The organism is Luteibacter sp. 9135 (genome assembly GCF_000745005.1).
GTDB lineage: Bacteria > Pseudomonadota > Gammaproteobacteria > Xanthomonadales > Rhodanobacteraceae > Luteibacter.
Window position 1 is genome coordinate 397,991 of sequence record NZ_JQNB01000001.1, and the last position, 26,293, is coordinate 424,283.

The following is a 26,293-nucleotide window of genomic DNA, read 5'->3' on the forward strand; positions in this document are numbered from 1 at the left end:
GATGAAGCAGATCCTCTCGTACTCCCTGCTCGCCGCCTCCCTCTTGGTGGCGATGCCCTCGGCCCATGCCCAGTTGATGCCTTCGGCCCAGCCGACGACGTCGGGCGCGACCGCCGGCAACGGTTCCATCGACCGCATCGTCGCGGTGGTCGAGGAAGACGTCATCCTGCAGAGCGAGCTGGACGAGGCCATCAACGCCATCGTCCGCCAGTACGCCTCGAATCCGGGCCAGCTGCCGCCGAAGGACGTCCTGGCCCGCCAGGTGCTCGACCGCCTCATCCTGATGAAGCTGCAGGTCCAGCGCGCCAACGACCAGAACATCCACGTGTCCGACCAGGACATCGACCAGGCGGCCACCAACGTGGCCCAGCAGAACAAGATGAGCCTCGACCAGCTGCGTGCGGCAGTGGAGCAGGACGGCTACAGCTACGCAGCGTTCCGCCAGCAGCTGTCCGACCAGATCATCGCCCAGAAGCTGCACGAGAGCGTGGTGCGCGACCAGGTCACCGTCACCGACGCCGAGGTCAACAACCTGCTGGCCAGCCCGAGCTACAAGGCCGGCGAGGTCCACCTCGCGCACATCGCCATCAGCACCCCCGCCAATGGCGGTGCCGCCGACATCGCGCAGGCGGAAGCCAAGGCCGCCGAGGCGATCAAGGCGATCAAGGGCGGCATGGACTTCAACGCCGCGGCCATCCGCTTCTCCGACGCGCCCGACGCGCTGGACGGCGGCGACCTGGGCTGGCGCCGCCTGGACGAAGTGCCGCCCGCCTTCGCGGACGCTGTCGCCACCCTCAAGCCGGGCGAGACCACCGCCGCCCTGCGCGGTCCCACTGGCTTCCACATCCTGAAGCTGGTCGACACGCGCGCGCCGGGCCGCCAGATCGTCACCGAGTATCACGCCCGTCAGATCCTCATCAAGCCGTCCGAGCTGGTCACGCCGGAGCAGGCCGAGAAGAAGGCGCAGGACCTGTACACGCGCATCGTCGACAAGAAAGAAGATTTCGCCAAGCTCGCCAAGGATGAGTCCAAGGACAACACCACGGCGAACAACGGCGGCGACATGGGCTGGTTCGCCAAGGATGCCTGGGGCCAGGCCATCGCCACCCAGGTCGAGCAGCTGAAGGACAACGAGGTCTCGCACCCCATCCAGACGGATGCCGGCTGGATCGTCCTGCAGCGCCTGGGCTCACGCCAGAGTGACCTGACCGACCAGCTGCAGCGCGACCAGGCCCGCCAGGCCATCGGCAACCGCAAGGCCGACGAAGCCTACGAGAACTACCTCCGTGAGCTGCGTTCCACGTCCTTTGTCGATATCCGCGTGCCTGAGCTGAAAGATCCGAGCGACAAGCCGGCAAGCACGGCCTCCACGCCGTAACACCGACATGACCGCGACCACCCTGCCACGGCTCGCCGTCACCGCCGGCGAGCCTGCCGGGGTGGGACCGGAGCTGGTTGCCCGCCTGGCCGCCAGCGATCTCCAGGCCGACCTGGTCGCTATCACCGACCGGCAGTTACTGAGCCGCGCGGCCGCCGCCGCCGGCGTCACCCTCCATATCGACGACGATACCGGCCAGCGCATCGGCAGCCGGGCGCCCGGGCACATCCGCGTGCAACACGTGCCGTTGGGCACCGTGGAGACCTGGGGCCACCCCGACCCACGCAACGCGCGCCACGTGCTGGACATGTTGGCCGCAGCCGCCGACGGGTGTGCCGTGGGCGAGTTCGATGCCGTGGTCACCGGCCCCGTGCAGAAATCCAGCATCAACGAGAGCGGCATCGCCTTCAGCGGCCATACGGAGTTCTTCGCTGAACGCGCGGGCGTCGACGTGGTGATGATGCTGGCCAGCCCCGAACTGCGCGTCACCCTGGTCACGACCCACCTGCCCCTGTCCGCCGTGCCCGCGGCGGTCACCGCGACGCGTATCGAACGCACGCTGCGCATCGTGGCGCGTGTACTGGTGCAGGATTTCCGCCTGACCCATCCGCGCATCGCCGTGCTCGGCCTCAATCCGCACGCGGGCGAGGGCGGCCACATGGGCCGGGAAGAGTTGGACACCATCATCCCGTTGCTGGATCGACTGCGCGGCGAAGGCATGATCCTGCTCGGCCCGCTGCCGGCCGACACGGCCTTCGTTCCCGCCATGCGCCAGCACTACGACGCCGTGCTGGCGATGTATCACGACCAGGCCCTGCCCGTGCTCAAGAGTGAAGCCTTCGACCGCACCGTCAACGTGACGCTGGGGCTGCCTTACATCCGTACCTCGGTAGACCACGGCACGGCGCTGGACCTCGCGGGCACCGGCCGCGCGGATCCGGCCAGCCTGTTCGCCGCCACCCGCCTCGCCATCGACCTCGCCCGCCATCGGGCCACGCCATGAACGCACGCCCCAAAAAGAGTTTCGGCCAGCACTTCCTGCACGATAAGCGCTACATCGATCGCATCGTCGCGTCCGTCGCACCCAAGGACGGCGACACAGTGATCGAAATCGGACCGGGCGAAGGCGCCATGACAATGCCCCTACTGGCCGTGGCAAAGCGCATGACGGCGATCGAGCTGGATACCGACCTCATTCCCGGCCTGCAGGCGCGCGCGGCCGCCATCGGCGAACTACGCATCGTGCACTCGGACGTGCTCAAGGTCGATTTCACGGCGCTGGCCCATGAACTTGGCGCGGAGCGCCTGCGCATTGCCGGCAACTTGCCGTACTACATCTCCAGCCCGATCCTGTTCCACTGCGTAGCCCACGCCTCGGCCATCCAGGACATGCACTTCATGCTGCAGAAGGAAGTCGTCGACCGCATGGCCGCCGAGCCGGGCAGCAAGGTCTACGGGCGCCTCAGTGTCATGCTGCAGCTGGCCTGCAAGGTGACGCCGCTCTTCACGGTGCCGCCGGGCGCATTCCGGCCGCCGCCGAAGGTCGACTCCGCCGTGGTCCGGCTGGTACCGCTCCCTCCCGAGGCGTTGCCCACGGGCGATCCGGTACGCATTCATGCGGTCGTGAAGGCCGCGTTCGCGATGCGACGCAAGACGCTTTCCAACACGCTGAAGGGCATCGTGGACGAGTCGACGATCCGTGAACTCGGCATCGATCCGCGTGCACGCGCCGAAACGCTGGCGCCGATGGACTTCGTGAAGCTGGCAAACGCGAGCTGAGCGCGTTCAGGGCATACTTGCCCACCCCCTTCCCGTCCCCGACAATCCCTCCATGAACTCTAAACAGCCCTACACGATCGACGTGGAGGTCGAAACCCGCTTCGTTCCCGACCAGTCGCAGCCCAAGGACAACCGCTACGTGTTCGCCTACACGATCACGCTGCGTAACGCGGGCGAGTCCGGTGCACAGCTGCTGACACGGCACTGGGTGATCACCGATGCGAACGGCAAGGTCGAGGAAGTGCGCGGCGACGGCGTGGTCGGCGAGCAGCCGTGGATGCGCCCCGGCGAATCCTTCGAATACACCTCCGGCGCCGTCTTGGAGACCTCGGTCGGCACGATGGAGGGCAGCTATCGCATGGTGGCCGACGACGGTACGCACTTCGATGCCCCGATCGCACCCTTCGTGCTTTCGATCCCACGCACGCTCCACTAGGATCGAAGCCATGGATAGTGTGCATGCCCGCGCCGACAACGGCGCGACGGAGCGACAGGACTGATGGCCGTCTACGCGATCGGCGATGTCCAGGGTTGCTACCCCGAACTCCAGCGCCTGCTGGAGAAGCTTCGTTTCGACCCGTCGAACGACAAACTTTGGTTCTGCGGCGATTTGGTCAACCGCGGCGGTGAGTCGCTGGCCACGCTGCGGCTCATCCACTCGCTGCGCGACAGCACCATCATCACGCTGGGCAACCACGATCTCTCGCTGCTCGCCATCGGCCAGCGTCGCGAGGACGCACAGCAACGGGTCAACCCCGAGCTGCGCGAAGTGCTGTTTGCCGACGATGCCCCGGTGCTGCTCGAGTGGCTGCGCATGCAGAAGCTGCTGCACCACGACGAGACCCTGGGCTGGACCATGATCCACGCGGGCCTGGCGCCCATGTGGACGCTGCGCCAGGCCCAGCGCGCTGCCCTGGACGTCGAGCGCGAGCTTGGCGGCCCGCGTCACCAGCGGCTGCTGAAAAACCTGTTCGGCAATCGTCCGCCCGGCTGGAACAACCGCCTGCAGGGTGTGGAGCGCCACCGCGCCACCATCAATACGCTGACCCGCATGCGCTATTGCGACGTCACCGGTCGGATCGACTTCGAAGGCAAGGGCACCCCCGGCACGCAGAAACCGGGCATGTATCCCTGGTTCGAAGTGCCGGGCATGCGTCGCCGCGAAACCCGGATCGTCTGCGGCCACTGGTCCGCGCTGGGACGGTTCGCCGGCCTGGGCGTCTATGCGATCGACACCGGCTGCGTCTGGGGCGGACAGCTCACCGCCCTGCGCCTGGACACCGAGGAGCCGGAATACATCACCGTGAATGCCGAGCCGCATCGGCAGAAGCCCAAGGGCGGCGGCGACTGACCGATAACGACCGACTGCCTGATAAAAACAAACCCGCCTTTCGGCGGGTTTGTTTTTATCAGGCAGGGCCACCCTGTTTTCAGGTGAGCTGGCCGTGGCAATGCTTGTACTTCTTGCCCGAGCCGCAGGGGCAGGGATCGTTGCGACCAACCTTCGGGCCGTCGTTGACGACGGACGGCATGATCGGCGCGGCGACCTCCGCCGGACCGTTACCCTGGGGCAAACCCGCGGCCTGCGCATCCGCATGCTGGAACTGCAGCGCCTGGCCGTCGGCCGCGCGTTGCTGCTCCGCCTCCATCGCCAGCACTTCGTCTTCGCTGCGAACGCGGATACGCGCGAGCATCTGTACCACTTCACCCTTGATGCGGTCGAGCATTTCGGAGAAGAGCTCGAACGACTCGCGCTTGAACTCCTGCTTCGGCTGCTTCTGCGCATACCCGCGCAGATAGATGCCCTGGCGCAGGTAGTCCATGCTGGCGAGGTGCTCCTTCCAGGCGTTGTCGACCACCGAGAGCATGACGTGCTTCTCGAGCGAGCGCATGGTCTCGGCGCCGATCTGGGCTTCCTTCTCCGCGAACAGGGCGTCCACCGCCTCGCGCACGTGCTCGAGGATGCCTTCGGCGTCCACTTCCTTCTGTGCCTCGACCCACTGCGGCAGGTCGATGCGCAGGTTGAGTTCGCTGGCGAGCTCGCGATCGAGGCCCGCGAGGTCCCACTGGTCGTCGATGCTGTCCGCCGGCACGAAGCGACGCACCAGGGCAACCACGACGTCCTGGCGGATGTCGCCGATCATGTCGGAGATGTCGTCGGTTTCGAGCAGTTCGTCGCGCTGCGCGTAGATCACCTTGCGCTGGTCATTGGCGACGTCGTCGAAGTCCAGCAGGTTCTTGCGGATATCGAAGTTGTGCTGCTCGACCTTGCGCTGCACCTTCTCGATCTGGCGGGAGATCAGTCGATCCTCCAGTGCCTCGTCTTCCTTCATGCCGAACATCTGCATCCAGCGGCCGATGCGCTCGCCGCCGAAGATGCGCATCAGGTTGTCCTGCAGCGACAGGTAGAAGCGGGACGAGCCCGGATCGCCCTGGCGGCCCGAACGGCCACGCAGCTGGTTGTCGATACGACGGGATTCGTGGCGCTCGGTACCGATGATGTGCAGGCCGCCGGAAGCGAGCACCTGGTCGTGACGCGTTTTCCAGTCCTCGCGCACCTGCTTTCGCTCGGCGTCGGAGGCGTCTTCGGGCAAGGTGGCCAGTGCCGCCTCGAGGCTGCCGCCCAGGACGATGTCGGTACCGCGACCGGCCATGTTGGTGGCGATGGTGACCGCGCCCGGCGCACCGGCCTGCGCGACGATGTGCGCCTCGCGCTCATGCTGCTTGGCGTTGAGCACTTCGTGCGCGATGCCTTCCTGCCTGAGCAGGCCGGAGACCAGTTCGGATACGTCGATCGAGGCGGTACCGACCAGCACGGGCTGGCCGCGTTCATGGCAGGACTTGATGTCGGCGATCACCGATTTGTACTTGGCATCCGGACCGAGGAACACGGAATCCGGATTGTCGACGCGCACCATCGGCTTGTGCGTCGGGATGACCACGACCTCTAGGCCGTAGACGGTCTGGAATTCGTAGGCTTCCGTGTCGGCCGTACCGGTCATGCCGGCCAGCTTCTTGTACATGCGGAACAGGTTCTGGAACGTGACCGTCGCCAGGGTCTGGTTTTCGCGCTGGATGGGCACGCCTTCCTTCGCCTCGACCGCCTGGTGAAGGCCGTCGGACCAGCGGCGACCCGCCAGCGTACGACCGGTGAACTCGTCGACGATGATGACTTCGCCGTCGCGCACGATGTAGTCCACGTCGCGCTGGTAGATGCCGTTGGCGCGCAGCGCTGCGTTGAGGTGGTGCACCACCGCCAGGTTCTTCGAATCGTACAGACCGCTGTCCGGCTCGATGACACCCGCCTCGCGCAACAGCTGCTCGGCGTGCTCCATGCCCTCTTCGGACATGTGCACCTGCTTCTGTTTCTCGTCGACCAGGTAGTCGCCCGGGGCCTCTTCCTTTTCCTGCCGGATGAGGCGGGGCACGATCTTGTTCACCGCGATGTACAGCTGCGGGGAATCTTCGGCCGGACCCGAAATGATCAGCGGGGTGCGGGCTTCGTCGATGAGGATGGAGTCCACCTCGTCGACGATGGCGTAATGCAGGCCGCGCTGGTTGCGCTGCTCCTTGCTGAGCGCCATGTTGTCGCGCAGGTAGTCGAAGCCGAACTCGTTGTTGGTGCCGTAGGTGATGTCCGACTGGTAGGCCTCGCGCTTGTCCGCGTGGTCCATGCCCGGGTATACGACGCCGACCGTGAGGCCGAGGAAGTTGTACAGCCGACCCATCTGGGCGGAGTCGCGACGCGCCAGGTAGTCGTTCACCGTGACCACGTGAACGCCCTTGCCTTCCAGCGCATTCAGGTACACCGGCAGCGTGCCGACGAGGGTCTTGCCCTCACCCGTACGCATCTCGGCGATACGACCCGAGTGCAGCACCATGCCGCCGATCATCTGGACGTCGTAGTGGCGCATGCCGAGCACGCGCTTGGCCGCCTCGCGGGTGACCGCGAAGGCTTCGGGCAGCAGCTTGTCGAGCGCCTCGCCCGCAGCCAGCCTGCCGCGGAACTCCTCGGTCTTCCCGCGCAGCGCATCGTCGGAAAGCGTTTCGAATTCGGGCTCCAGGGCGTTGATGCGCTTGACCGTCTTGGAGAGGTCGCGCAGCACACGCTCGTTACGGCTGCCGAAAATACTCGTCAGTGCACGATTGAACATCGATCATCCGGATCTGAAACGAAAAAAAGGGCGCCGGAAGGCCTGAAGCCGAGCGGCACGAAGGGACGATCATACTACGCCCGCCCCTGGCTTTCCTCGGGGTGGCGGCATGCCGCCACGGATTCAAGGCCGGATCAGCGGTGGCTGCGGACGAAGGCCAGCGGATTGACCACCTGATCGTGGTACCAGACCTCGAAATGGACGTGGGACCCGGTGGAGCGGCCCGTTGAACCGGCCTTGGCGATCACGTCGCCCACCCTGACCCGCTCGCCCGGGGTGGCGACGATGGCGCTGTTGTGGGCGTAACGGGTCATGTACCCGTTGCCGTGGTCGATTTCGACGACATCGCCATAGCCGCTGCGCTGACCGGCAAAGGTGACCATGCCTTCGGCGACCGCCGTCACCGGCGTACCCGTCGGGGCGGCGATGTCGATGCCCGTGTGCCGGGCACTGTGCCCGCTGAAAGGATCGGGGCGACCGCCAAAGTACGACGAGATGTAGCCGTTCACCGGCATGCCCGTCGGCCGCAGGCTGGACTCGATCCGGCGATCCATGAGCATGTCACTCAGTGCCTCGAGCTGGACCTGCTGGGTATCGAACTGGCCCGATAATCGATCGATGCCGCGATCCAGCGATCCTGGCAGGGTATAGGCGTCGCCAGCAGCGGTCGGCTCCGGACCACCCTGCCCCGGCACCTCATCGAAGTCGAACTCGCCGGCGTCGAGCTTGCCCACCTGGGTCAAGCGCTCGCCCAGCGCGTTCAGGCGAATGGATTGGGCCTGCAGCTGGCCCAGCTTCACGGCCAGGGCATCGAGGTCTCGCTGTGCGTCTCGCCGGATCTGTGCAACCTGGGCATCCTGGTCGCCCACCTGCTGCTGAAGACCCTGGATATGACCGAGGGCACGGCCGCGGGGACTGGCCACGGCAAGGGCAACCACCGCGCCGACGCAGGCAATGGCCAGCACACTGGCCAGGGCGACAGCGGCCATCTTGCAGCGAAGGCGCCGGCAGGAGAGGTCCAGCGTTTTCGGTCCTTTCTGACCGCGTGACACGAGTATGATCTGCATACGTTCCACATCGAAAAGTCCATCGGCCCATGCCACCGCCGTCCAAGCCGTCCCGCCATGCCACCCGCGGACTGAAATCCATCGTGGACGTGGGACCCGTCGCGTCGCTCGCCGCCAAGGCGCGCGAACTCGACCAACTGGACCGCCAGCTGCGCGCGACCCTGCCCTCGCCCATGCGCGACCACATCCGCTTCGCGGACCTGCGCGATGGCCGACTCGTCTTCCTGGCCCCATCGTCGGCCTGGGCATCGCGGGTGCGCCTTTACCAGACGCAGATCCTCGAAGCCGCCCGCGCCATGGGCGCGAAGGCCTACTCGGTCGCCGTGAAAGTGGCACCCTTGCCGCCCGTGGAGGTCATTCCCGACCGGCACAAGCCGCTTTCCGCCGGTGCGGCCAGTCACCTCCGGTCCGCCGCGGCGTCGCTGTCCGATCCCACCCTGCGGGATCTCTTCCTCTACCTGGCTCTCCAGGCAGACAACGAAGATTAATCAAGCACTTACCGTTCACCATTGCGAATGCGTAAGTCGTACCGCACCCGGGAGGTGGCGAACTTTATAGCATGCATTCACAAAGGGAGCACCTGAGGTGCACGCCTGATTCACATTCTCCTACGGCTATCGGAACCATAGGGCCAAGTCGCGGTGGTGACTTATTGCGTAGATAGCGGTCGGTTCTTGTAGGTACAAAACTGGCGGGCCTCTGGCATCGTGCTCGGCCTGGGGCCTGGGAGTGAGAGCCGGCGGGTGCCACCCTCGGGGCCGGTAGCCGCAGGCGAGGGCTTCGCACGGACAAGGCCGCGTAGCGGGGCCGGCCAGGACGGCCGGCCATTTTCGCTGAGCCATGGATGGCGAATTGAAATCCCCGGGGCGAAGCCCGACCCGGGCCCGAAGGGCAATAGATATACGGCCGCGCCAGCGGCCTTTCCTTTTCGGGTCGCCGCAGGCGTGGCCCCGAGGGGGCGACCCGCCGGCTCTTGCGCCAGAGCACACGGCACACGAAACCCTTATCGCGAAAAGATGTCGCGCACATCGTGCGCTCCTACGACGCATGCGCGAACAAACGAAAAACCCGCCTCGGCGGGCGGGTTTTTCGGGTCGCTTGTGTGTCGTCGGGCTTCGGCTTAAACCGCCTGGGCGGGATGGGCGTAAGAGATCGGCGCCTTGGCCGGGTCCTTGAAGCTGACTTCTTCCCACGCCGCGGCATCGGCCATCAGGCTGCGGAGAAGCTTGTTGTTGAGCTCGTGCCCCGACTTGTGCGCGGAGTACGCGCCGATCAGGCTGTGGCCGAGCATGTAGATGTCGCCGATGGCGTCGAGGATCTTGTGCTTGACGAACTCGTTGTCGTAACGGAGGCCGTCTTCGTTCAACACGCGGTAGTCGTCGAGCACTACGGCGTTGTCCATCGAACCGCCCAGCGTGAGGTTGCGCTCACGGAGCATTTCGATGTCACGCATGAAGCCGAACGTACGGGCACGGCTGACTTCCTTGACGAACGAGGTCGTCGAGAAATCCATCTCGGCCTGCGAGTTGCGCTTGTTGAAGAGCGGGTGGTCGAACTCGACAGAGAAGCCGACCTTGAAACCGTCGAACGGCTCCAGCTTTGCCCACTTGTCACCGTCCTTGACGATCACCGGCTTCTTGATACGGATGAAACGCTTGGCCGCGTCCTGCTCCTCGATGCCAGCGGACTGGATGAGGAAAACGAACGGACCGGCGCTGCCGTCCATGATCGGCACTTCCGGCGCCGACAGGTCGACATACGCGTTGTCGATGCCCAGGCCGGCCATGGCGGAGAGCAGGTGCTCGACCGTCGAGACGCGAACCTCGCCCTGGATCAGCGTGGTGGAGAGACGCGTATCACCGACGTTTTCCGGGCGGGACTTGAGCTCGACCGGGGGATTGAGGTCGGTGCGGCGGAACACGATACCCGTGTTCGGCGCGGCCGGACGAAGCGTCATGTACACCTTGTCGCCGGTATGGAGACCGACGCCCGTGGCGCGAATGATGTTCTTGAGCGTGCGCTGCTTGATCATGTTGGGTCGAACCTTGTTGGCAGCAGCCTAAAGTAGCGGTCATCCTAACACAGTCTTAACCTGCGAATAAACAAACCAGACGGTACAGTCCAGTGTCGCTTCACTGTTCCTTCAGCATGAAGGACAGGCGATTCTCACCGCCCGTGCGACCGAATTGTTCGTCCTGTCAATCATTTACAAGCTGCTGAAATACGGTCCGCTTTTCCGTCGACGAAACGGGGACGCTCCGCCACCCGGACGGGACGGCGGCGGAGCGTCGGTCAACCCGGCGTCGTGCCGGGTCGTCCTCACGTTGTCCTTAACGTGCCTTGGGGTGGTGCGTCAGTCGGCCTGGCGACGCAGGAAAGCCGGGATGTCGAGGTAATCGATCGCCGGCTCGGCGTTCTTCGACGGGGCCGGCTCCGAACGCACCGACGGCACGGCGTCCGACTGCGCGTAGTCGACCACTTCGTTGCCAGTACCCGTGCGCAGCACCACCGGACGCGGACGCTGGCGCATCTCGACCTGCTGCTGCACCGGCTGGCGAACCGGCTGCTTGGCCGTGGCGCCGACGCGGTTGAGGCCGGTGGCGACCACCGTGACGCGGACGTCGTCCTGCATTTCCGGGTCCAGCGAGGTGCCGATCACCACGGTCGCGTCTTCCGAGGCGAAGTCGTGAATCACGCGACCGATCTCGTCGAACTCGCGCATGGTCAGGTTCGGACCGGCGGTGACGTTGACCAGGATGCCGCAGGCACCGGCCAGGTTGACGTCCTCGAGCAGCGGGTTGTTGATCGCGGCCTCGGCGGCGGCCTGGGCGCGGTCGTCGCCGCGTGCCGTGCCGGAGCCCATCATCGCCATGCCCATCTCGCTCATGACCGTGCGCACGTCGGCGAAGTCGACGTTGATCAGGCCCGGGGCCGTGATCAGGTCGGCAATGCCCTGCACGGCGCCCTGGAGCACGTCGTTGGCGGCCTTGAACGCGTTGAGAAGGGTGACCTCACGACCCAGCACCGAAAGCAGCTTCTCGTTCGGCACGGTGATCAGCGAGTCGACGTGCTGCGAAAGGTCCTCGATACCCTTGAGGGCGACCTGCATGCGACGACGGCCCTCGAACGGGAACGGCTTGGTCACGACCGCGACGGTCAGGATGCCCTTTTCCTTAGCCAGCTGCGCGACGACCGGCGCTGCGCCGGTGCCGGTGCCACCGCCCATGCCAGCGGTGATGAAGACCATGTCCGCGCCTTCGAGCATTTCCTCGATGCGCTCGCGATCTTCCAGCGCGGCCTGGCGGCCGACTTCCGGATTGGCGCCCGCGCCCAGGCCCTTGGTGACGTTGCCGCCCAGCTGGAGATGCGTGCGCGAGGCGCAGCTCTTCATCGCCTGCGCGTCGGTGTTTGCGACGACGAACTCGACGCCTTCGATGTTGGAGTTGACCATGTGGGCCACGGCGTTACCGCCACCACCACCCACGCCGATGACCTTGATGACCGCATTCGGTGCCAGCTTTTCGATGAGTTCAAACATTTCCCGTCCTCCGCAGAACTTTTAGTTTTTTTGGTTTATGTCCCTTGCCCGACTCCTGTCGGCCATGGGTTGCGGGCCATCCTGCTGCCCCGGCGCCCCCCTTCCATCGGGCACCGACTAATTCGATACGATGCTCAGAAATTCTTGGTGAACCAGCTTCGGAACTTCTCGACCATGCTGCCGACATTGCCGGCGGCGGAATGCGTGTGGCGCGCGGCACCCGTGGAGCGCGACCCGTGCAACAGCAGGCCGACGCCCGTGGAATGCAACTCCGTGGAGACCACATCGCCCAGGCCGGACACATGCTGGGGCACGCCGACGCGCACCATCTTGTGGAAGATTTCCTCGGCAAGCTCGAGTGCGCCTTCCATCCGCGACGCGCCACCGGTCAGCACGATGCCGGCGGCGACGAGGCTTTCGTAACCCGAGCGGCGCAGTTCGTCCTGCACCATCTCGAAGATCTCCTCGTAGCGGGCCTGCACCGACTGGGCCAATGCCTGTCGTGCGAGGCGACGCGGCGGGCGATCGCCGACGCTGGGGACCTGGATGGTTTCTTCCGCATGCGCCAGCTGCGCAAGCGCGCACGCGTATTTGATCTTGATCTCTTCCGCGTGAGCGGTGGGTGTGTGCACACCGTAGGCGATGTCGTTGGTCACCTGATCACCACCGACCGGCAGCGACTTGGTGTAACGAATCGCACCCTGCGTGTAGATGGCGATATCGGTGGTACCCGCGCCGATGTCGACAAGGCACACGCCGAGTTCGAGCTCGTCCTCGGTCAGTACCGCTTTCGCGCTGGCCACAGCGGCCGGCACCAGCTCGTCCACCGACAACCCGCAACGCTGGATGCACTTGGAGATGTTCTGCACCGCGCTGGCCGCACCCGTGACCAGATGCACGCTGGCTTCCAGGCGCACGCCGCTCATGCCGACCGGATGGCGGATGCCGTCCTGTCCGTCGATACGGTATTCCTGCGATTCCTTGTAGAGCACCTTGCGGTCGGCAGGGATCGCCACTGCGCTGGCGGCTTCCAGCACCTGCTCCAGATCCGCAGCCATGACCTCGCGGTCGCGAATGGCCGCGGTACCGTGCGAGTTACGCGTTTCCAGGTGGCTGCCCGAGATGGAAGCGTAGACCGAGCGGATGTCGCAGCCGGCCATCAGCTCGGCCTCTTCCACCGCACGCTGGATGGAATGCACCGTCGATTCGATATCCACCACCGAGCCGCGCTTCATGCCGCGCGACACATGCGTGCCGATGCCGATCACTTCGATCGGTTCGCCCGGCTCGTACTCGCCGACGATCGCGACGACCTTCGACGTTCCGATGTCGAGGCCGACGACGAGCTGTTTGTCGTTCTTGTTTCTCATGATCCTGCTCAACTTCCGACCTTGGGTGTGGCCGTGGTTTCCGGCTGCGGCCACCGGATGGCGAATCCGTTGGTGTAACGAAGGTCGGCGTAGGCGAAACCGCCATGCCGACCGGCGACGAGTTGGGGGTAGACATCGAGGAACCGCGCCAGGCGACGGTCGGCCTGCTCGCGATCGCCGATCACGATTTCCGCGCCACTTTCCGCGGTGACGCTCCAGCTGCCACGCTCGCTGAGGCTGACGCCGACGATCGACAGGCCGGTGCGGCCTTCGAACGATTTCTGCGCCTGCGCGTAGAAGCTCACCACCTCGGCCAGGCGCGAATCCGGTCCGCGCAGGCGCGGTAGATCGCCCATCTGGTCGGCGCCCGGCGCATCGAAAACGAGGCCCTGCCGACTGATCAGGCGATCCTCGTTCCAGCGCGCGAACGGCTGCCGTTCGTAGATGCGGACCAGCAGGGTATCCGGCCAGCGCTTGCGCACTTCCACCGACTCCACCCACGGCAGGCTGCCGATGGAGTGGCGCACGGCTTCCAGATCGGTGGCGAAGAACCCCTTGCCGAGGCTCGGCAGCACGGCGCTGCGGATCTGCTCCGCACTGACATGGGCGAACTCCGCCTCCACCTTCAGCTGCGTGACGGGCCAACGGCCGGCGGCGAACCAGCCCTGCATGACGCCGACCACGGGCAACACCACCAACGTGATGGCGATGCCCCAGGCAACCAGACGCGTGGCGGCTGAACCCCTCATGCGCGGGCCGCCTCCCGTTCCATCGAGGTTTCCAGCACGCGCCAGCAAAGTTCGGCATAGCTCAGCCCGGCGACGGCGGCCGCCTTGGGCACCAGCGAATGCGAGGTCATGCCTGGCGCGGTGTTCACTTCGAGCAGCCAGTTCTTGCCATGGCGGTCGCGCATGACATCCACGCGACCCCAGCCGAAGCAGTCCAGCGCGTCGAAAGCCTGCAGCGCGAGCGCGCGCATCGCGTCTTCCGCGTCACCGGACAGGCCGGGCACGAGGTACTGCGTGTCTTCGGCCACGTACTTGGCGTTGTAGTCGTAATACTCGCCCTTGGGCACGATCTTGATCGTGGGCAGCACTTCGCGACCCAGGATACCGACGGTGAACTCCCCACCTTCGTTGCCGTCGCCCTCGATCAGTGTTTCCATCAGCATGTCGCCCGGGTAACGGCGGGCCAGTTCGACGGCCGCATCCAGGCCGGCTTCGTCGAACACGCGCGTGACGCCCACGCTGGACCCTTCCCATGCCGGCTTCACGATCAGCGGAAAACCGACATCTCGGGCCGCGGCATGCACGTCCGCGCCGCGTGGCAACGCCCTGAACTTCGGGGTGGGCAGGCCGAGTGCGATCCACACCTGCTTGGCGCGCACCTTGTCCAGCGACAGCGCCGAACCGAGTACGCCGGAACCGGTATAAGGCACGCCGAGCGACTGCAAGGCACCCTGCAGCTCGCCGTTCTCGCCGCCTGCGCCGTGCAGGATATTGAAGACGCGGGCGAAATGGCCGGCGCGCACCGCATCCAGCAAGGCGGGAATACCATCGATGGGGTGTGCATCCACGCCGAGCGAACGCAGCGCCTCGAGGACGCCACGGCCGGAGTCGAGCGACACCTCGCGCTCGGCGGAATTGCCACCCAGCACGACGGCCACGCGGCCGAAACCGGCGGCGTCGTTCACGATGCGGGGAAAGCGGTCGGAGCGGTTCACGGAGACGTCCTCAGGTGGCCGACACCGGCCAGGTCGATGGCCGCCGCGCCGATGTCGCCGGCGCCGAGCAGCATGATCAGGTCGCCGTCGCGCGCGAGCGCCGACAGCGTGTCGCGCAGGTCGCGCGGATGGTCGACCAGCACCGGGTCGGTCTTGCCGCGGGCACGGATCGCGCGGGCCAGTGCCTTGCCGTCGGCGCCCGGAATGGGCGCCTCGCCCGCCGGGTACACCTCGGTCAGCACCAGCACGTCGACCTCGGCCAGGACGTTGGCGAAATCGTCGAGCAGGTCGCGCGTACGGCTGTAGCGGTGCGGCTGGAAGGCTACGACCAGGCGACGATCGGCCCAGCCGCCGCGGGCGGCGGCGAACACCGCGGCCAGCTCGCGCGGATGGTGGCCGTAATCGTCCACGAGCAAGGCGCTGCCGCTATCCAGCGCGATCTCGCCGCGCCGGTGGAAGCGGCGTCCCACGCCTTCGAAACGTGCCAGCGCGTGCGCGATCGCTTCAGCCTCCACGCCGAGCTGCCAGCCGACGGCGGCCGCGGCCAACGCGTTCTGCACGTTATGCCGGCCAGGCAGGTTGAGAGTCACCGGCAGCGTACCGTCCATGCCTGGAAGGTGCAGGTCGAAGTGCATCTCGAAACCGATCTGGCGGACGTGGGTGGCCGTGACGTCGGCACCGGCGTTGTCCACGCCGTAGGTCATCACGCGGCGCGAGGTGTCCTGCGCCAGCTTCGCGGTTTCCTCGTCGTCGATGCACAGCACCGCCATGCCATAGAACGGCAGGCGATGCAGGAAATCGCTGAAGGCCTTCTTCACCAGCGCGAAATCGCCCTGGTAGTTCTCGAGGTGATCGGCATCGATGTTGGTGACCACCGCCATCACCGGCGACAGCATCAGGAACGAACCGTCCGATTCGTCCGCTTCGGCCACGAGGTACTGGCCCGTGCCCAGGCGCGCATTGGCACCCGCGGCATTGAGCTGGCCGCCGATCACGAAGGTCGGATCGTAGTCGGCCTCGGCCAGCACACTGGCGACCAGGCTGGTGGTGGTGGTCTTGCCGTGCGTACCCGCGATGGCGATGCCACGACGAAAACGCATCAGCTCGCCGAGCATTTCCGCACGCGGCACCACGGGGATGCGCGCGGTGAGCGCGGCGACCAGTTCGGGATTGTCCTGGCGGATGGCGCTGGAGGTGACGACCACATCCACGCCGTCGATGTTGGCCGCCTCGTGACCGATGCACACCGTGACGCCGAGCCCGGCCAGGCGTTCGGTGGTGGCCGAGGGCGCGCGATCGGAGCCGGACACGCTGTAACCGAGGTTGGACAGCACCTCGGCGATGCCGCTCATGCCGACGCCGCCCACGCCGATGAAGTGGACACGGCGGAACGAGGTCATGAAATCGTCGTGGGCGCGCAAACGACCGGGCGTCATGCGGAAACCTCCATGCAATGACGGGCAATCGTGGATGCGGCGTCGGGCTTGGCCAGCGTGCGGGACGCGATGGCCGCGGAAAGGATCTGCCGGCGATCGGCCAGCATGTCGGATAGCAGGTGGGCGAGCATGTCGCGCGCACCGCTCTGTGCAAGGGTAGCGTCCGCCACCAGCCGTGCACCGCCGGCATCGACCATCGCCCGCGCATTGGCGGTCTGGTGATCGTCCACGGCATGCGGAAAAGGCACCAGCAGCGCTTCGAGGCCGGCCGCGCAGAGTTCGGCCACGGTCAGTGCGCCGGCGCGGCAGACGACGACGTCGGCCCACTCGTACGCACCGGCCATGTCGTCGATGAAGGCGACGATGTTGGCGGCGATACCGGCTTCGGCGTAGGCGGCACGGGCGTCTTCGAGGCCGCGCTCGCCGGTCTGGTGCACCACTTCCGGCTCCAGCCGGTCGCCCTGACCGTTATCGGCCATCCGGCGAAGCTCGGCCAGTGCCGCAGGCACGGCCATGTTCAGCGTGCGCGCACCGAGGCTGCCGCCCAGCACGAGCAGACGCGGACGGCCCGTACGACCGGTCATGCGCAGCTCGGGCGGCGACAACGCCGCGATGCGTGAACGCACCGGGTTGCCGACCCACTCGCCGTTGGGCAGTACGTTGGGGAAACCGGTCAGTACTTTGCGCGCGAAACCAGCCAGCTTGCGATTGGTGAAACCGGCCACGGCGTTCTGCTCGTGCACCACCAGCGGGATGCCCGCGAGGCGCGCGGCCACGCCGGCCGGTCCGGCCACGTAGCCGCCCATCGACAGCACGCAGGCCGGACGCAGGCGACGCAGCAACGCGAGCGACGCGAACAGTGCTCGCACCAGCATCACCGGGGCCATGAGGCGTGTCTTCAGGCCCTTGCCACGCAAGCCGCCCACGGCAATGGTGTGCAGGTCCAGGCCGTGCGCGGGCACCACGCGGGTTTCCATGCCGCCTTCGGCACCCAGCCAGGCCACGGGCATGCCGCGCGAACGCAGTTCGTCGGCCACGGCCAGGCCGGGGAAGATATGGCCGCCGGTACCGCCGGCCATGATCAGCACCGGGCGCGTCATGCCGCACCCCCGAACGCCGCTGAATCCGGCACGGCGTTGGCCGGCAGGCGCACGGCGGTCTGTCGCGCGTCTTCCGCGCGGTTGATCTCGAAGGTGGCGCGCAGCAGCACGCCGACCATGGCGCAGGTCATCAGCACCGACGAGCCGCCGGAGCTGATCAGCGGCAGGGTCAGGCCCTTGGTCGGCAGCACGCCCAGGTTCACGCCGATGGACACCATGGCCTGGAAGCCCAGCATCAGCGAGATGCCGTAGGCCACGTAACCGGAGAAGCGCTGTCCGAGCTCGACGCCCTTGAGGCCCATGTACAGGCCGCGGCCCACCAGCACGATATAGAGGAAGATCACCGTGACGATGCCGGCCAGGCCGAGTTCTTCGGCCAGCACGGCAAGGATGAAGTCGGTATGCGCCTCGGGCAGGTAGAACAGCTTCTGCACGCTGGAACCCAGGCCCACGCCAGTCCATTCGCCACGGCCCACGGCGATCAGTGCCTGGGTCAACTGGAAACCGTCGTTGAACGGATCCTTCCACGGATCGAGGAAGGACGTCAGGCGCTTGATGCGGTAGTCCTCGGCGGTGGCCGCGTAGATCAGCGCCGGCACCAGCGGCGTCGCCAGCACCAGCAGGTTGCGCATGCGCGCGCCGGCCAGCCATACCATGCCCACCGTGGTGGCAACCACGAGCGCGGCCGAACCGAAGTCGGGCTGGGCGAGCAGCAGCAGCACGATCAGGCCCGCCACGCCCACCGGCTTGACCACGCCGAAGAGGTCGTATTCGACGCCTTCGCGATGACGGACCAGATAACTGGACAGGTAGCCGACCAAGATCAGCTTCACCGCTTCCACGGGCTGGAAGCTGGTCACCAGCAGGTTCACCCAGCGGCGCGCGCCGTTGATGCGCATGCCGAACACGGGCAGGAACACCATCAGCAGCATGATGACGCCGAACAGCAGCAGCAGGAAGCTGTGCTTTTCCAGCACCTTCAGTTCCGTGCGCATGGCGGCCGCGGCCAGGCAGCCGCCCAGCACGAGGAACACGAGGTGGCGCTTGAGGTAGTAGAAGGCACCCTGGTGCGAGCCATCGGCCACCGCGATCGAGCTGGACGTGACCATGATCACGCCCAGCGTCGCCAGGGCGAGCGCGGCCAGGAGCAACGGGAGATCGAAGCTCCCGCGGGGGCCCTGACGGCGTTTGGCCTGTTTGTTTCCGAAGCCGAACATGATCGCTTAGCGCACCTTCAACGTGGCGAGACCGATGAGCACCAGCACGACGCTGATGATCCAGAAGCGGACGATGACCCGCGGCTCGGGCCAGCCCTTCAATTCGAAGTGATGGTGGATGGGCGCCATGCGGAAGATGCGCTTGCCGCGCAACTTGAAGCTGCCGACCTGGAGCATCACCGAAGCGGTTTCCATGACGAACACGCCACCCATCACCAGCAACACGATTTCCTGGCGCACGATCAGCGCCACGCAGCCGAGCGCCGCGCCGATGGCCAGCGCGCCCACGTCGCCCATGAACACCTGGGCCGGATACGTGTTGAACCAGAGGAAGCCGAGGCCGGCCCCGGACAACGCGCTGCAGAAGATGGCCAGCTCGCCGGCGCCCGGGATGGCGGGGATACCGAGATATTCGGAAAACAGCTTGTTGCCGGCGAGGTAAGCGAAGATGCCCAGCGCACCGGACACGAGCACGCTCGGCATGATCGCCAGCCCGTCCAGGCCGTCGGTGAGGTTCACCGCGTTGGAGAACCCGACGATGATGAAATAGCCCACCACGATGAACAGCAGGCCGAGCGGGATCGCCACCTGCTTGAACAGCGGCACGTACAGGGCGGTTTCCGCCGGCAACTGGTGGGTCTGATAGAGGAACACTGCGGCACCCAGGCCGAACACCGACTGCCAGAAGTATTTCCAGCGGCTGGCCAGCCCGCGGCTGTCCTTCAGCACCAGCTTGCGGTAGTCGTCGTAGAAACCGATCACGCCGAACAGCAGCGTCACGGCGAGCACCACCCACACGTAGCGATTGGACAGGTCGGCCCACAGCAGCGTGGCGATGCCTACGGCGAACAGGATCAGCAGGCCGCCCATGGTCGGCGTACCGGCCTTGGACAGGTGCGTCTGCGGACCGTCGCTGCGCACCACCTGCCCTGCCTTCAGCGCGGCCAGCTTGCGGATCAGCAACGGACCCAGCAGCAGCGAGACCGACAGCGCGGTGAGCGCGGCCATGATCGCGCGAAAGGTGATGTACTGGAAAAGATGCACGGACGTGAAGTGCCGAGCCATCCATTCCGCCAGTTCAAGCAGCATCGGAGGCTCCTTCAGCGTATTTCTTCATCGCCGCCACGACCCGGTCCATGCCGGAGGAACGTGACCCCTTCACGAGGCAGGTAACGCCCTCGTGAACCTGCACGCAGGCCGCCTCGATCAGCGCCTCCTGCGTAGCGAAATGCTGTGCGCCCGCACCGAACGCCTCGACGGCCGCCGCGCTCTTGGCACCCGTGGCGAGCAGGCGTTCGATGCCGCGGCGGTGCGCGAGATCGCCGATGCCGGCGTGCAGTGCCAGTGCGTCCGGGCCCAGCTCGGCCATGTCGCCGAGCACCAGCCAGCGCTCGCCCTGGGCCAGCGCCAGCGTGTCGATCGCGGCGGCGGCGGAACCGGGGTTGGCGTTGTAGCTGTCGTCGATGAGCGTCCAGCCACCCGCCATCGGTTCACGCTGGAGGCGCCCGGCCACGGGCGGCACCTGCTCCAGGCCTTCAACGATGCGGGCCACCGGCACGTCCAGCGCGATGGCAATCGCCGCGGCTGCCAGCGCATTGGCCACGTTGTGCCGCCCGGGCAGCGGGAGGTGAACATCACCGTCGCCGTGCGGCGTGGACAGCACGAAATGGGTGCCGTCGATGCGTTCCTCGACGATATCCGCACCGATGTCCGCGCGATGGTTCAGCGCATAACGCAGCACCCGGCGCGCACCGGCCAGGTTGGTGAACAACCCACCGAAGCGCTCGTCGTCCGCGTTGATGATCGCCACGCCATCGGCCGACAGCATCTGGTACAGCGCGCCCTTGGTCTCGGCCACGCCTTCCAGCGTGCCCATCCGCTCCAGGTGCGCGGGTGCGATGGAGGTGACCAGGCCGATATCCGGGCGCGCGATGGCGGCCAGGTACTCGATGTCGCCCGGCTTGCCGGCGCCCATCTCCAGCACCGCGTACTGAGTGCCTTCGGGCATCGCCAGCAAGGTCAGCGGCATGCCGATCTCGTTGTTGAAGTTGCCTGCGTTGACGTGCGTGCGGCCGTGGCGCGAGAGGATCGATGCCGTGAGCGTCTTCACCGTGGTCTTGCCGTTGGAACCGGTGATGCCGACGACACGGACATGGCTGTTGGCACGCGCGGCGCTGGCCAGGTCGCCCAGGGCGGCCTGGGTGTCGTCGACGATCACCTGGGGGATCGACGCGTCGACCGGACGGGTGACCAGCGCGGCGACGGCACCGCGCGCCGCTGCGGCGGCCACGAAATCGTGCGCGTCCACGCGCTCGCCGGGCAGCGCCACGAACAGGTCGCCGGCCTTCAGCGTACGGGTATCGATCGAGAAGCCGCTCACCTCGACATCGGCGCCATGCAGGCGGCCGCGGGTCCAGAGGGCGACGGCGGACAGGCGCATCATGCGCGGGCTCCTTTCTTGCCGGATTCCATCGCCTCGCGGGCGACGGCGAAGTCGTCGAACGGCCGCTTGCCGTCCGGGCCTTCCTGATAGGTTTCGTGACCCTTGCCGGCGATGAGCACGACGTCGTCGGCCTTTGCATCGGCCAGCGCCAGGGCGATAGCCTGGGCGCGGTCGCGCTCCACCATCGCGGTATCGGGATGGGCGAAGCCGGTCACGATCTGGGCGACGATGGCGTCGCCGTCCTCGGTGCGCGGGTTGTCGTCGGTGACGATCACCACATCGGCCAGGCGCTCGGCAATGGCGGCCATGAGCGGGCGCTTGCCCTGGTCGCGGTCGCCGCCGGCGCCGAACACGCAGATCAGCTTGCCCTTGGTATGCGAACGCAGCGCCAGCAGCGCCTGCTTGAGGGCATCGGGCGTGTGCGAGTAATCCACGACCACCAGCGGCTTGCGCCCGTCGCCGCCAAGACGGCTCATGCGTCCGTTCACCGGCTGCAGGGATTCCAGCGCGGCGTGGATACGCTCGAACGGTTCGCCCAGCGCGCCGAGCACGGCAGCGACGGCGAGCAGGTTGGCCACGTTGAACCGGCCCAGCAGGCCGCTGCGCACCGTACGCATGCCCCAAGGCGTATCCAGGTTGAACGACAGGCCCTTGGCCGAGGTGACCACGATGTCCGCGCGTACCTCGGCATCCTTCGCGGTGCTGTCGGTGGCCATGGACGTGCGCAGCCGGACCACACCTTCTGGCAGGCCCTTGGCCAGCTTCGCGCCGAACGGATCGTCGATGTTGACCACCGCGGCGGAAAGGCCCGGGAACGCGAACAGGCGGGCCTTCGCCGCGCCATACGCTTCCATCGTGCCGTGGTAATCCAGGTGGTCGCGGGTGAGGTTGGTGAACACGGCGATGTCGAACGCCACGGCGTTGACGCGCCCCTGCTCCAGCGCGTGCGAGGAGACTTCCATCGCCACGTGCGTGGCACCGGCGTCGCGGAATTCGGCCAGGCGCGTCTGCATGCTGATAGCGTCGGGCGTTGTCCGTTCGCCCTCGGCGATCGCGCCGTGCAGGCCGGCGCCGAGCGTGCCGATGGTGGCCGGCTTGCGACCGAGGAACGCCAACGCTTGCGCGATCAGCTGTACCGTGGAGGTCTTGCCGTTGGTGCCGGTCACGCCGACGACGTCGAGCGCGGCCGACGGGTCGCCATGGAACCGGGCGGCAAGCGCACCGGCCTTGTTGCGCAGGCCATCGACGGCGATCACCGGCACGCCGGGCTCCACCGCAGCGAACGGCGGCTCGGCCAGCACGACGGCGGCCCCCTGCGCCACGGCCGTCGCGGCGAAGTCGATGCCATGGCCCTTGCCGCCGCGCAGGGCGACGAAGGCCTGGCCGGCCGTCACCTCGCGCGAATCCAGCGAGAGACCGGACACGACGATATCGCCGGCGCCTGGGGCGTCGGCGATATCGCGGAGCAGGTCGGTAAGGGCGAGGGTCACGGCACCACCTCTTCCGCCGCGCTGTCGTCCGCCTGCGGCGGCGGCGCATTGGCCGTGCCGATCAGGCCGCCCTGGCTGGGGCCCCCGACATACCAGCGACCCACGTTGTCCGGCGGGATATCGAGCAGGCGCACCGCGCCTTCCATCACCTGGGCGAACGCGGGGCCGGCCACCGAACCGCCGTAGTAATGGCCACCCTGCGGGTCGTTGATGACCACCACGGTGACCAGGCGCGGATTGCTCGCCGGGATCATGCCGACGAAGAGCGAGATGTAGTTCTTCGCGAAATACCCGCCCACGGAGAACTTGTGTGACGTACCGGTCTTGCCGGCCACGCTGTAGTTGGCGACGGAGGCGAAACCGTAGCCGGTGCCGCCCGGCTGCAGCACGGTTTCCAGCATGCGGACCAGTTCGTGCGCCACCTCGGGGGTGATCACCTGGTTGGGCGGGTTGTCCGCGCCCTTGATGAAGCTGGGTGCACGCAGCGCACCACCGTTGGCGATCGCCGCGTAGCCGGTGGCCAGCTGCAGCGGCGTCACGCTCAGGTTGTAGCCGTAGGCCATGCGCGACTTTTCGATCGGCTTCCAGGTGCGGCTGACAGGCAGGTAGCCCGCCGCTTCACCGGGAAATCCGCTGCCCGTGCTGTTGCCGATGCCGAACGACTTCCACATGGAGTAGAGGAAATCGGTGTCGAGCGTCATCGCGATCTTGGCGGCGCCGACGTTGGACGATTTGGTGATGACGCCGGTGGGCGTCAGCGTGCCCCAGTTGTGCGTGTCGCGCACGGGGTGGCCACCCATCATCCAGGTGCCCGGCGAGGTCTCGATCATGGGCGAGGTGGGCGTGTACTTGCCGCTGGTGAGCGCGGCGGCCATGGTGAAGGCCTTCATCGTCGAACCCGGCTCGACCACGTCGGTGACCGCGCGGTTGCGGCGGTCGCCCGGGGAGCTGCCGCGCACGGCATTGGGATTGAACGACGGCAGGTTGGCCATGCCCAGCACTTCGCCGGTATGGACGTCCATCACCACGATGGAGCCGGAGTCGGCCTTGTTCTTTTCCAGCGCATCCTTCAAAGCGCTGTACGCCAGGTACTGGATGCGGCGGTCGATGGACAACGTGATGTCGCGACCCGGCTGCGGCTCGCGCACCAGTTCGACGTCTTCCACCACATGGCCCATGCGATCGCGGATGACCCGCTTGGCGCCGGGCTTGCCCGACAGCCACTCGTCGAAGGCCAGTTCCAGGCCTTCCTGGCCGTGGTCGTCGATGTTGGTGAAGCCGAGGATGTGGCTGTTCACCGCGCCCGACGGATAGTAACGACGGTACTCGCGCTGCGATGAAATGCCAGGGATCTTCAGGTCGACGATCGCCTGCGCATCTTCCGGACGCAGCTGGCGGGCGATGTACATGAATTCCTTGTCCGCGCGCTGTTCGATCTTCTGCTTCAGGTCGTCGGCGTCGACGTGCAGCGCCTTGGCCAGCTCGGGAATGCGGTCGGCGTTCTCCAGCACTTCCGGCGGATTGGCCCAGATCGAGGCGACCGGCGTGGACACGGCCAGCGGCTCGCCGTTGCGATCGAAGATGGTGCCACGCGACACGGCGATAGGCATCTCGCGCAGGAAGCGCGCATCGCCCTGGTCCTGGTAGAACTGCTTGCGGACCACCTGCAGGTCGAACGCGCGCACCACCAGGCCGGAGGCGGCCACGCACAACAGCGCGACGATCACGGTCATGCGCTTGCGCGGGCTGGGGCCCTGGCCGCGACGGCGGCTGGGCACGACGGGCTTGCCGTAGCGGGCCTTCATCGACGCACCAGCTGGATGTCCTGCGGCTTCGGCGTGAACATGCCGAGCTTGCCGCGCGCGTCGGCATCGATGCGGCTGGGCTCGGCGTAGGTGGCCTGCTCCAGTTCGAGGCGTCCGTACTCCACGCCCAGGTCGTCCTTCTGGCTTTGCAGCCGCGACAGTTCGACGAACAGCACGCGGCTTTCGTGGCGCGTCCACACCACCCCGATGGCGCTGGCGATGACCGCCAGCAGCAGGAGGGAGAGGCAGATGGCGCCGAAGACCTTCATGCAAGCTTCTCCGCGACGCGCAGCACGGCGGAACGCGAACGCGGATTCGCGGCCACTTCGGCGTCGGAGGGAAAGATCGCCTTGCCGACCGATTTCAGGCGGGCCAGCTTCGCTTCGGTCGGCGGGCCGCGACGGCTGCCCTGCACACGGCCTTCGTGCGAGCGGATGAACTGCTTCACCGTGCGATCTTCCAGCGAATGGAAGCTGATCACGGCAAGGCGGCCACCGATGGTGAGCAGTTCGAGGGCGGCCTCCAGGCCACGCTCGACGGAATCCAACTCGGCGTTGACCCGGATTCGCAGGGCCTGGAACGTGCGCGTGGCGGGATTTTTCCCCGGCTCGCGGCGACCGACGCAACCGGCGACCAGTTCAGCCAGTTCCGCGGTGCGCGTGATGGGGGCGGTGGCGCGGCGCTCGACGATCACCTTGGCGATGCGGCGGCTGAAGCGCTCCTCGCCGAAGCGCCAGAGCACGTCGGCGATATCGAATTCAGAGGCCTCGGCAAGGAACTCGGCGGCGCTGATGCCGCGCGTGGTATCCATGCGCATGTCCAACGGCGCGTCGGCCATGAAGCTGAAGCCGCGGCTGCGATCGTCCAGCTGCGGCGAGGACACGCCGAGATCGAGCAAGATACCGTCGAGGCCTTCCGCCAGCTCTGGCCATTCGCCCATGGTGGCGAAGTTGTCATGGCGCAGCGCGACGCGCGGATCGGTAGCCAGGCCGGCTTCGGCCACGGCGATCGCCGACGGGTCACGATCCATCAGGAACAGGCGGCCCTCGGCGGAGAGACGGGCAAGGATCGCCGAGGCATGGCCCCCGCGACCGAACGTCCCATCCAGATAGCGTCCGTTCCCGCGCAAGGCGAGGCCCTCCACCGCTTCGTCGAGCATCACCGGGATGTGCACATCGCGCCCCGCCATCGCCACATCCCGCTCCCGTTCCACCAGCACCTCGAATTAGTTCGTCGTCACAACCGCAGTTCCGCCATGTCATCGCTGATGTCTTCTTCGCCGATGGTCTGGCGGATCTTCGCGAGGTGGGCCTGTTCGCTCCAAAGCTCGAACTTGTTGCCCATGCCCAGCAGGACGGCTTTTTTCTCCAGCCCCGCCGCCGCCCGCTGACTGGATGGAAGGAGGATGCGTGCGGCCCCGTCGGGTTCGACGATGGACGCGGCACCCACCAGCTTCATCTGCAACGCGCGATGGACGGCCTTGACGCTGGGCAGCGCGTTGACCTGGTCGCGCACCTGTTCCCACTCCGCGTACGGAAAGATCCAGAGGCAACCGGCATCGAAGGGGTTGTAGGTAATCACCAGACGGTTCGCACAGGCGTCGGCCACCAGATCCCGATACGAGGTCGGGATCGTCAGACGACCCTTGTCGTCGATCGTGATGGCTGTCTCACCTTGGAACATTGTCTACTGGCCGCCCCACCGAAACCCACGATTTCACACTGGGGCCCACGATAGTCTCGGCACCTGAGACTGTCAAGGAAATTTTTCTTGTGAATCAAGGAGAAAGGGCA

23 protein-coding genes are annotated in these 26,293 nt (G+C 66.6%); 6 read left to right on the forward strand and 17 right to left on the reverse strand.

The window, feature by feature from the left end:
- Position 1 precedes the first annotated feature (1 nt).
- From FA89_RS01820 to FA89_RS01840, 5 genes are all read left to right on the forward strand, one after another.
- A complete protein-coding gene (locus FA89_RS01820) occupies positions 2-1,378 on the forward strand; it encodes a peptidylprolyl isomerase (RefSeq protein ID WP_036137631.1) in 1,377 nt (458 codons plus the stop codon).
- Between the two features lie 7 nt (positions 1,379-1,385).
- A complete protein-coding gene (gene pdxA, locus FA89_RS01825) occupies positions 1,386-2,381 on the forward strand; it encodes a 4-hydroxythreonine-4-phosphate dehydrogenase PdxA (protein ID WP_036137634.1) in 996 nt (331 codons plus the stop codon).
- Positions 2,378-3,157 carry a 16S rRNA (adenine(1518)-N(6)/adenine(1519)-N(6))-dimethyltransferase RsmA gene (gene rsmA, locus FA89_RS01830; RefSeq protein ID WP_036137637.1) on the forward strand — a complete coding sequence of 260 codons (780 nt, stop codon included), beginning with the start codon at positions 2,378-2,380 and terminating at the stop codon, positions 3,155-3,157. Before pdxA ends, rsmA begins: the two co-directional genes overlap by 4 nt.
- A gap of 52 nt (positions 3,158-3,209) precedes the next feature.
- A complete protein-coding gene (gene apaG, locus FA89_RS01835) occupies positions 3,210-3,593 on the forward strand; it encodes a Co2+/Mg2+ efflux protein ApaG (protein WP_036137640.1) in 384 nt (127 codons plus the stop codon).
- A gap of 63 nt (positions 3,594-3,656) precedes the next feature.
- A complete protein-coding gene (locus FA89_RS01840) occupies positions 3,657-4,508 on the forward strand; it encodes a symmetrical bis(5'-nucleosyl)-tetraphosphatase (protein WP_036137642.1) in 852 nt (283 codons plus the stop codon).
- Positions 4,509-4,587: 79 nt separating this feature from the next.
- Here the strand turns inward: FA89_RS01840 and secA are convergent, their stop codons facing one another.
- Together secA and FA89_RS01850 are read right to left on the reverse strand one after the other, a co-directional pair.
- Entirely contained in the window at positions 4,588-7,311 is a 2,724-nt protein-coding gene (secA, locus tag FA89_RS01845) for a preprotein translocase subunit SecA (protein ID WP_036137645.1), read from the reverse strand.
- A gap of 134 nt (positions 7,312-7,445) precedes the next feature.
- On the reverse strand, positions 7,446-8,378 hold the full coding sequence (locus tag FA89_RS01850) for a M23 family metallopeptidase (RefSeq protein WP_036143440.1): 933 nt from the start codon (positions 8,376-8,378) through the stop codon (positions 7,446-7,448).
- 29 nt (positions 8,379-8,407) lie between these two features.
- On the opposite strand from FA89_RS01850, the gene FA89_RS01855 reads away from it, so the two are divergent.
- Positions 8,408-8,866 (forward strand): DUF721 domain-containing protein, encoded by a 459-nt coding sequence (locus tag FA89_RS01855; RefSeq protein WP_051938454.1) that lies wholly within the window; start codon positions 8,408-8,410, stop codon positions 8,864-8,866.
- 632 nt (positions 8,867-9,498) lie between these two features.
- On the opposite strand, the gene lpxC is transcribed toward FA89_RS01855, so the two are convergent.
- From lpxC to mraZ, 15 genes are all read right to left on the reverse strand, one after another.
- Entirely contained in the window at positions 9,499-10,410 is a 912-nt protein-coding gene (gene lpxC, locus FA89_RS01860) for a UDP-3-O-acyl-N-acetylglucosamine deacetylase (RefSeq protein ID WP_036137646.1), read from the reverse strand.
- A 321-nt stretch (positions 10,411-10,731) separates the two neighbouring features.
- The gene (gene ftsZ / locus FA89_RS01865; RefSeq protein ID WP_036137648.1) at positions 10,732-11,916 is read right to left on the reverse strand and encodes a cell division protein FtsZ; all 1,185 of its coding nucleotides are present in this window, start codon (positions 11,914-11,916) and stop codon (positions 10,732-10,734) included.
- Positions 11,917-12,050: 134 nt separating this feature from the next.
- The gene (gene ftsA / locus FA89_RS01870) at positions 12,051-13,286 is read right to left on the reverse strand and encodes a cell division protein FtsA (protein WP_036137650.1); all 1,236 of its coding nucleotides are present in this window, start codon (positions 13,284-13,286) and stop codon (positions 12,051-12,053) included.
- A gap of 8 nt (positions 13,287-13,294) precedes the next feature.
- On the reverse strand, positions 13,295-14,035 hold the full coding sequence (locus tag FA89_RS01875; RefSeq protein WP_036137653.1) for a cell division protein FtsQ/DivIB: 741 nt from the start codon (positions 14,033-14,035) through the stop codon (positions 13,295-13,297).
- A complete protein-coding gene (locus FA89_RS01880) occupies positions 14,032-15,009 on the reverse strand; it encodes a D-alanine--D-alanine ligase (RefSeq protein WP_240003834.1) in 978 nt (325 codons plus the stop codon). The genes FA89_RS01875 and FA89_RS01880 overlap by 4 nt, the downstream gene beginning before the upstream one ends.
- Positions 15,006-16,445 carry a UDP-N-acetylmuramate--L-alanine ligase gene (gene murC / locus FA89_RS01885; protein WP_036137658.1) on the reverse strand — a complete coding sequence of 480 codons (1,440 nt, stop codon included), beginning with the start codon at positions 16,443-16,445 and terminating at the stop codon, positions 15,006-15,008. Before murC ends, FA89_RS01880 begins: the two co-directional genes overlap by 4 nt.
- A complete protein-coding gene (murG, locus tag FA89_RS01890) occupies positions 16,442-17,545 on the reverse strand; it encodes an undecaprenyldiphospho-muramoylpentapeptide beta-N-acetylglucosaminyltransferase (RefSeq protein WP_036137661.1) in 1,104 nt (367 codons plus the stop codon). Before murG ends, murC begins: the two co-directional genes overlap by 4 nt.
- Entirely contained in the window at positions 17,542-18,762 is a 1,221-nt protein-coding gene (ftsW, locus tag FA89_RS01895; protein ID WP_036137663.1) for a putative lipid II flippase FtsW, read from the reverse strand. The genes murG and ftsW overlap by 4 nt, the downstream gene beginning before the upstream one ends.
- A gap of 6 nt (positions 18,763-18,768) precedes the next feature.
- Entirely contained in the window at positions 18,769-19,851 is a 1,083-nt protein-coding gene (gene mraY / locus FA89_RS01900) for a phospho-N-acetylmuramoyl-pentapeptide-transferase (RefSeq protein WP_036137665.1), read from the reverse strand.
- A complete protein-coding gene (locus FA89_RS01905; protein ID WP_036137668.1) occupies positions 19,841-21,205 on the reverse strand; it encodes a UDP-N-acetylmuramoyl-tripeptide--D-alanyl-D-alanine ligase in 1,365 nt (454 codons plus the stop codon). Before FA89_RS01905 ends, mraY begins: the two co-directional genes overlap by 11 nt.
- The gene (locus FA89_RS01910) at positions 21,202-22,695 is read right to left on the reverse strand and encodes a UDP-N-acetylmuramoyl-L-alanyl-D-glutamate--2,6-diaminopimelate ligase (RefSeq protein ID WP_036137670.1); all 1,494 of its coding nucleotides are present in this window, start codon (positions 22,693-22,695) and stop codon (positions 21,202-21,204) included. The genes FA89_RS01905 and FA89_RS01910 overlap by 4 nt, the downstream gene beginning before the upstream one ends.
- A complete protein-coding gene (locus FA89_RS01915) occupies positions 22,692-24,500 on the reverse strand; it encodes a peptidoglycan D,D-transpeptidase FtsI family protein (protein WP_036137672.1) in 1,809 nt (602 codons plus the stop codon). The genes FA89_RS01910 and FA89_RS01915 overlap by 4 nt, the downstream gene beginning before the upstream one ends.
- A complete protein-coding gene (ftsL, locus tag FA89_RS01920; protein ID WP_036137674.1) occupies positions 24,497-24,769 on the reverse strand; it encodes a cell division protein FtsL in 273 nt (90 codons plus the stop codon). Before ftsL ends, FA89_RS01915 begins: the two co-directional genes overlap by 4 nt.
- Positions 24,766-25,689, reverse strand: a complete 924-nt coding sequence (rsmH, locus tag FA89_RS01925; RefSeq protein WP_036143449.1) for a 16S rRNA (cytosine(1402)-N(4))-methyltransferase RsmH — start codon at positions 25,687-25,689, stop codon at positions 24,766-24,768. Before rsmH ends, ftsL begins: the two co-directional genes overlap by 4 nt.
- A 47-nt stretch (positions 25,690-25,736) precedes the next feature.
- Positions 25,737-26,183, reverse strand: a complete 447-nt coding sequence (gene mraZ, locus FA89_RS01930) for a division/cell wall cluster transcriptional repressor MraZ (protein ID WP_036137675.1) — start codon at positions 26,181-26,183, stop codon at positions 25,737-25,739.
- Between the last annotated feature and the right edge of the window lie 110 nt (positions 26,184-26,293).